This window comes from Geomonas diazotrophica (assembly GCF_018919385.1).
Lineage (GTDB): Bacteria > Desulfobacterota > Desulfuromonadia > Geobacterales > Geobacteraceae > Geomonas > Geomonas diazotrophica.
This window is the reverse complement of record NZ_JAHLMF010000034.1, coordinates 1-4,568: the sequence shown is the minus strand read 5'-3', so window position 1 is coordinate 4,568 and position 4,568 is coordinate 1. Positions and strand designations below refer to the sequence as shown.

Here is a 4,568-nt window from a genome sequence, read left to right as displayed (position 1 = left end):
AAGAAATGGAAGAAGCCGATCATAAACTGGAAAGCGGCAATGGCTCGATTCGCCATCCTCTTCGAAGACAGATTGCCAAAATCTTAACCAAGGCCATTTACACAAAATTCTTTACAGGCCCTGCGAATGTAGGGTCCTACTTTACGAAAGTAGGGTCGTGTTTTGCGAAAGTAGGGTCGTACTTTGCGAAAGTACGGTCGCACTTTGCGAAAGTAGGGTCGTACTTTGCGAAAGTAGGGTCGTACTTTGCGAAAGTACGGTCGTACTTTGCGAAAGTAGGGTCGTACTTTGTGAAAGTACGGTCGCACTTTGCGAAAGTAGGGTCGTACTTTACGAAAGTACGGTCGCACTTTGCGAATATACGGTTGCACTTTGCCCGTCTGCGGTCGTACTTCGCTGTTTGTATTACGTTTTGCGATTTTGCCGGGGCGTTTTTCGGATCTTGCAGGAAGGTTATCGACCTTCACCCTTTTACCGGCTAGCAATCCATTGCCAGGGTGGAGGTTGGGAGGGAGTCGACGAGGGGACAGGTAAGCCCAGGACAGCTTATCAGGCTCCCCCCGGCCGTCAAAGCGGGCGTGCCCCTGAAGGTACCAAGCAGGGCTTTCTCAGCTCGCGCGACATCCAATCGCTCTTGAGGCATAACAGGAGCCCCGCGAAGGGCGTGCTCAACAGGGCGGTCCCGAAGATCAGGCCGACGACGCCTATGGCGTAATAGGAAAAGGCGGCGTTGCTGGAGGCGAGTTTCACCCACTGGCGGAACTCGAAGACTTCATATACAACCACAACCGCGATACCGGACCAGGCGCCTTCGATCAACCGGTTCAAGGAGCCCTCCCTGAGTTTCCAGAACTGGTAGGCCGCCCAGAGCAGATAGATGCTGGCGAGGGTGATCGTCCACGGTATGAAACCGAGGTCGATGAAGACGGAGAACTTCGTGACCGGAACCAGATACGGCTCAGACAATACCGTCTGCCAATCGCGGCCGTAGTACTTCATAAGTCCCGCGATGCCGTACAAAAGAGCTGCCCCGCCGACCGCCATCACCAGCCAGGCAGTTATCTCCACCGTTTCCGAAGCTGCCCCCCTTTCCCCCAGCGCCAGGGCCGGAGGCTCGGGTGTTGCTGGAATCTTTGCGGGTTCCCTGCCGGGATTTGCAGAACCCGCGGACACGACCGGTGCCTCCGGTTCCTCAACCAACTCGCCCCGGTGGCGCTTTTCGTCCAGAATCCGGGACCCCTCCATGGCGAGGAACTGCGGGTTGAGCCCCTGTATCGGCATGAACTGGACCGGGTCAATCCTAATGGCGACGCCTTCGGTCACCTCCTGCATCTCGAATACGAAAGTCCCACTGGTCCAGGTGAAAAGGGAATAGACCACCCTCTCAATCTGCTCGCGCACCACGGCGTCGATCGCCTCGGCGCTTACCTCGAAGCGCTCGACCATGATGGTGCCCAGAAGCTGGCGGTAGCCTTCGTCCGCCTGCGCGCTCAGCGCGCGGTTGAGGGTGCCCCGGTCGATCACCCCTCTCCGGATCAGCAGCTCCCCCATGTTCTGCTGAAACATGGTGGAACTGGCCCTGGTGACCTGTCCATTATGGAAGACGATGCGCGCCTCGCGCCCCCGGCTCTTCAGCGACAGCACACCCGACTTTCGGCTCATGCTGACGATCTGCATGATTTCGCCAAGCCCCAGGTCCTCGATGTTGCCAACAAGACTCATGGTTACAGCCTTTCATGCTCCCCTAAACCAGCCCTGAGCATCATTTTTTCATTTGGTTAACGGCGTCGTTCAGCTTGGCTCCGGCCTTCTCAATTTCCTTGCCGGCTTTCTCCACGGACTTGTCGATTTCCTTACCAGCACGCTCCGCGGGCCCCTCTTTCCGGCAGCCGGAAACTCCGGCGACTACGCTACTTAAGACCAACGCTGCTACCAGGATTTTGTTCACTTTCATCATGCGACACCTCATAGGTAACTCCTTTGTCGACCGCGGGCACAAAAAAAGCCGGGGCCAGAATATCTTGAGATATTTCGGCGACCCGGCTGTCTCTATGAGACCCAGTAGGCTTTCCGTCCCACCCTCGCGGATGGTTTAGTATTGTCGTTATCTGACTTTAGGTATGTGAGCTTGTGGCGCAAGATAGCCTAAAGAAGACGGGCGCGTCAAGGGTAAAGATATGAGGAATCCAATGCCAGCCGGCGCTTCGGTATTCAAAGGTGATAGGTGCGCCCTGCCACCTTAAGGTGACAGGGCTTTTCCTTATCAGCATATCCCTCTTTGCGGTTTGCCGTCAGTGCACGTCTCCGCCAGTCACGATCTTCCCCTTCCCTCGCAGGGGCGCCGCGGCGCCGAGGTATGATGATGATGATGATGCGGGGTCTCGGTATTCGGCCGCTCTTGACTTACGAAAAACTTACGAGTATCCTCGCATTCCTGATCGAGTGACAATCACCCCGCTCCTCTCCCGCAGGACAGGAGGATAGGGATGATCGAATGGAGGTGGGGATGACACCTAAACAGAAGAGGGTGCTTGATTTCATTCTGGATTTCGTGAGTCGCCACGGGTACCAGCCTTCGCAGTTGGAAATCGCGCAGGGGTGCGGCTTCGAGTCGCTGGGAACGGTGCAGCATTACCTCCGCTCGCTGGAGCGACACGGGCACCTGGCGCGCCGCTCGAACGCGAAACGAGGATTGCAACTGTCGGCTCCGGCGCATCCGGCGGCGGAAATCGCCGGATCGGCCATTGCGCCGTCGGAACGGATGGAACTGCCACTGGTGGGTATCGTGGCGGCGGGGAAGCCGGTGCACGCCTACGAACTGGCCGACGCCATCGAGGTCCCTTCCGCCATGGCGGGACCGGGCAACGTGGTCTACGAGGTGCGCGGCGATTCCATGGTTGAGATGGGGATCATGGACGGCGACTACGTGGCGGTACACCCGCAGTCGGTCGCGGAAAACGGCCAGACGGTGATCGCCGAGGTGAACGGCTCGATCACCATCAAGAAGTACCTGCGCAAGGGTAACACGATCCAGCTCCTTCCCGCCAACTCGGCGATGAGCCCGATCGAGGTGACCGAAGAGGACGAGTTTCATATCAGGGGAGTGCTGGTGGGCTCCATGAGGTTTTATCGAAAGTGGACAGGGAAATCCTCCACATAACGGTGCCCGCCTTCCCCATCGCGCTGGCACGGGTGGTTCACTCGCACCTGCGCGGGCGCCCGGTGGCGGTGGCTCCGCTCAACTCGGAGCGTGCACTGTTGCAGTGCATCTCTCCGGAGGCCGCAGAGGAGGGGGTTCACGTCGGGACGCCGATCTACCACGCCCGCAGATCCTGCCCGTCTCTCATCGTCATAGCTCCCGATCCGCACCTGGCGGCCAAGGGGAACCTGGCGCTCATGGAACTCTCGGCGGAGTTCACTCCCATGGTCGAGCCGGGAGCGGGACGGGTTTTCCTGGATGTGACCGCGTCGAGGAGGCTGTTCGGGCCGGCGCGGGACGTGGCGGCACGCCTTGAGAGGTCGATCTCGTGGCAGTTGGGGCTGGAGGCGATGGCCGGGGCCGGTGGGAACAAGCTGGTCTCGCGGGTCGCAGCGGACACCATGCAGGAACCTGGGGTGTACGACGTCTTCCACGGCGCCGAACGTCCTTTCCTCGCCCCCTTCCCGGTGTCGGTGCTGCCGGGCGTGGGGGAGTCGAGGCAGACGCTCCTCTTCCGGGATCTGAACCTGAAACGGGTGGAAGAGGTGGCGGCGCTCTCGGTGCCGCAACTTCGGCTGGCGGTGGGCCCCTTCGCGCCGCTTCTGCACGACCGGGCCTGCGGCATCGACCGCTCGCCGGTGCAGCCGCCGCGGCTGTCGACCGAGATCGTCGAGGAGGGGTTCCTCGAGCAGGAGGAGAACGACGACGCCATACTGATGTCGGAATTGCTGCGCCTCGTGGAGGAGTGCGGGTTGCGGTTGCGGCGCCTGCAGAAGGGGGCGCGCAAGATCACGCTCTCGGTCATGTACGCGGACGGGGTCGCGCAGCAGGGAAAGAAGGTGTTGCCGGTGCCCACCTCGCTGGATCTGCCGTTGCTGGTGGCCGTGGAAGAGCTCTTCTTCGTCACCTGCAAGAGGCGGCAGCGGGTGAAGAGTCTGCGGCTTAGCTGCGACCAGGTGGCGGAGGAGGCGGGACAGATGGATCTCTTCGCGGCCGTGCCGGCGGAGGTGTCGAGAAGGGAGAGCGACCTGCAGGAGACGCTGGACCTCTTGCGGGAAAAGCACGGCAGGAACGCGGTGCGCTGGGGAAAGGGGCTGGTGCTGCGCCGGGACGTCACCCTCGCCAGCGAGGCGCCGCCGGAATGGGATCCGGAGCAGAACAAGTACATGACGGTCACTAAAAACTAAGGCATTAACAGGGATAAAGGGGATAAAAGGGATAACGGCAAAACCAGACTTCTGGTTAAGACTGAGCTATCTTCACTTTTGAGGACACACCATATATCCTAACGAGCCAGGAGGGTGTGTCATGAGATCGAATCGCAAGTACGATTCAGAGTTCAAGCAAGAAGCGATCAAGTTAGTCATTG

At 59.7% G+C, this 4,568-nt stretch carries 4 protein-coding genes and 1 riboswitch; of the genes, 2 read left to right on the top strand and 2 right to left on the bottom strand.

The annotated features are described in order from the left end of the window. Window positions 1-567: 567 nt before the first annotated feature. Together KOM00_RS20385 and KOM00_RS20380 are read right to left on the bottom strand one after the other, a co-directional pair. Window positions 568-1,722 (bottom strand): DUF4388 domain-containing protein, encoded by a 1,155-nt coding sequence (locus tag KOM00_RS20385; protein WP_216500855.1) that lies wholly within the window; start codon window positions 1,720-1,722, stop codon window positions 568-570. 40 nt (window positions 1,723-1,762) lie between these two features. Then, the gene (locus KOM00_RS20380; RefSeq protein ID WP_216500854.1) at window positions 1,763-1,957 is read right to left on the bottom strand and encodes a hypothetical protein; all 195 of its coding nucleotides are present in this window, start codon (window positions 1,955-1,957) and stop codon (window positions 1,763-1,765) included. Window positions 1,958-2,030: 73 nt separating this feature from the next. Further along, window positions 2,031-2,107: riboswitch (cyclic di-GMP riboswitch) on the bottom strand. A 399-nt stretch (window positions 2,108-2,506) separates the two neighbouring features. Between KOM00_RS20380 and lexA the strand changes: the two genes are divergently transcribed. Next, entirely contained in the window at window positions 2,507-3,160 is a 654-nt protein-coding gene (lexA, locus tag KOM00_RS20375) for a transcriptional repressor LexA (protein WP_216500853.1), read from the top strand. After that, window positions 3,136-4,386, top strand: coding sequence for a DNA polymerase Y family protein (locus KOM00_RS20955; RefSeq protein ID WP_216500852.1), 1,251 nt, complete (start codon window positions 3,136-3,138; stop codon window positions 4,384-4,386). Before lexA ends, KOM00_RS20955 begins: the two co-directional genes overlap by 25 nt. The last annotated feature ends 182 nt before the right edge of the window (window positions 4,387-4,568 follow it).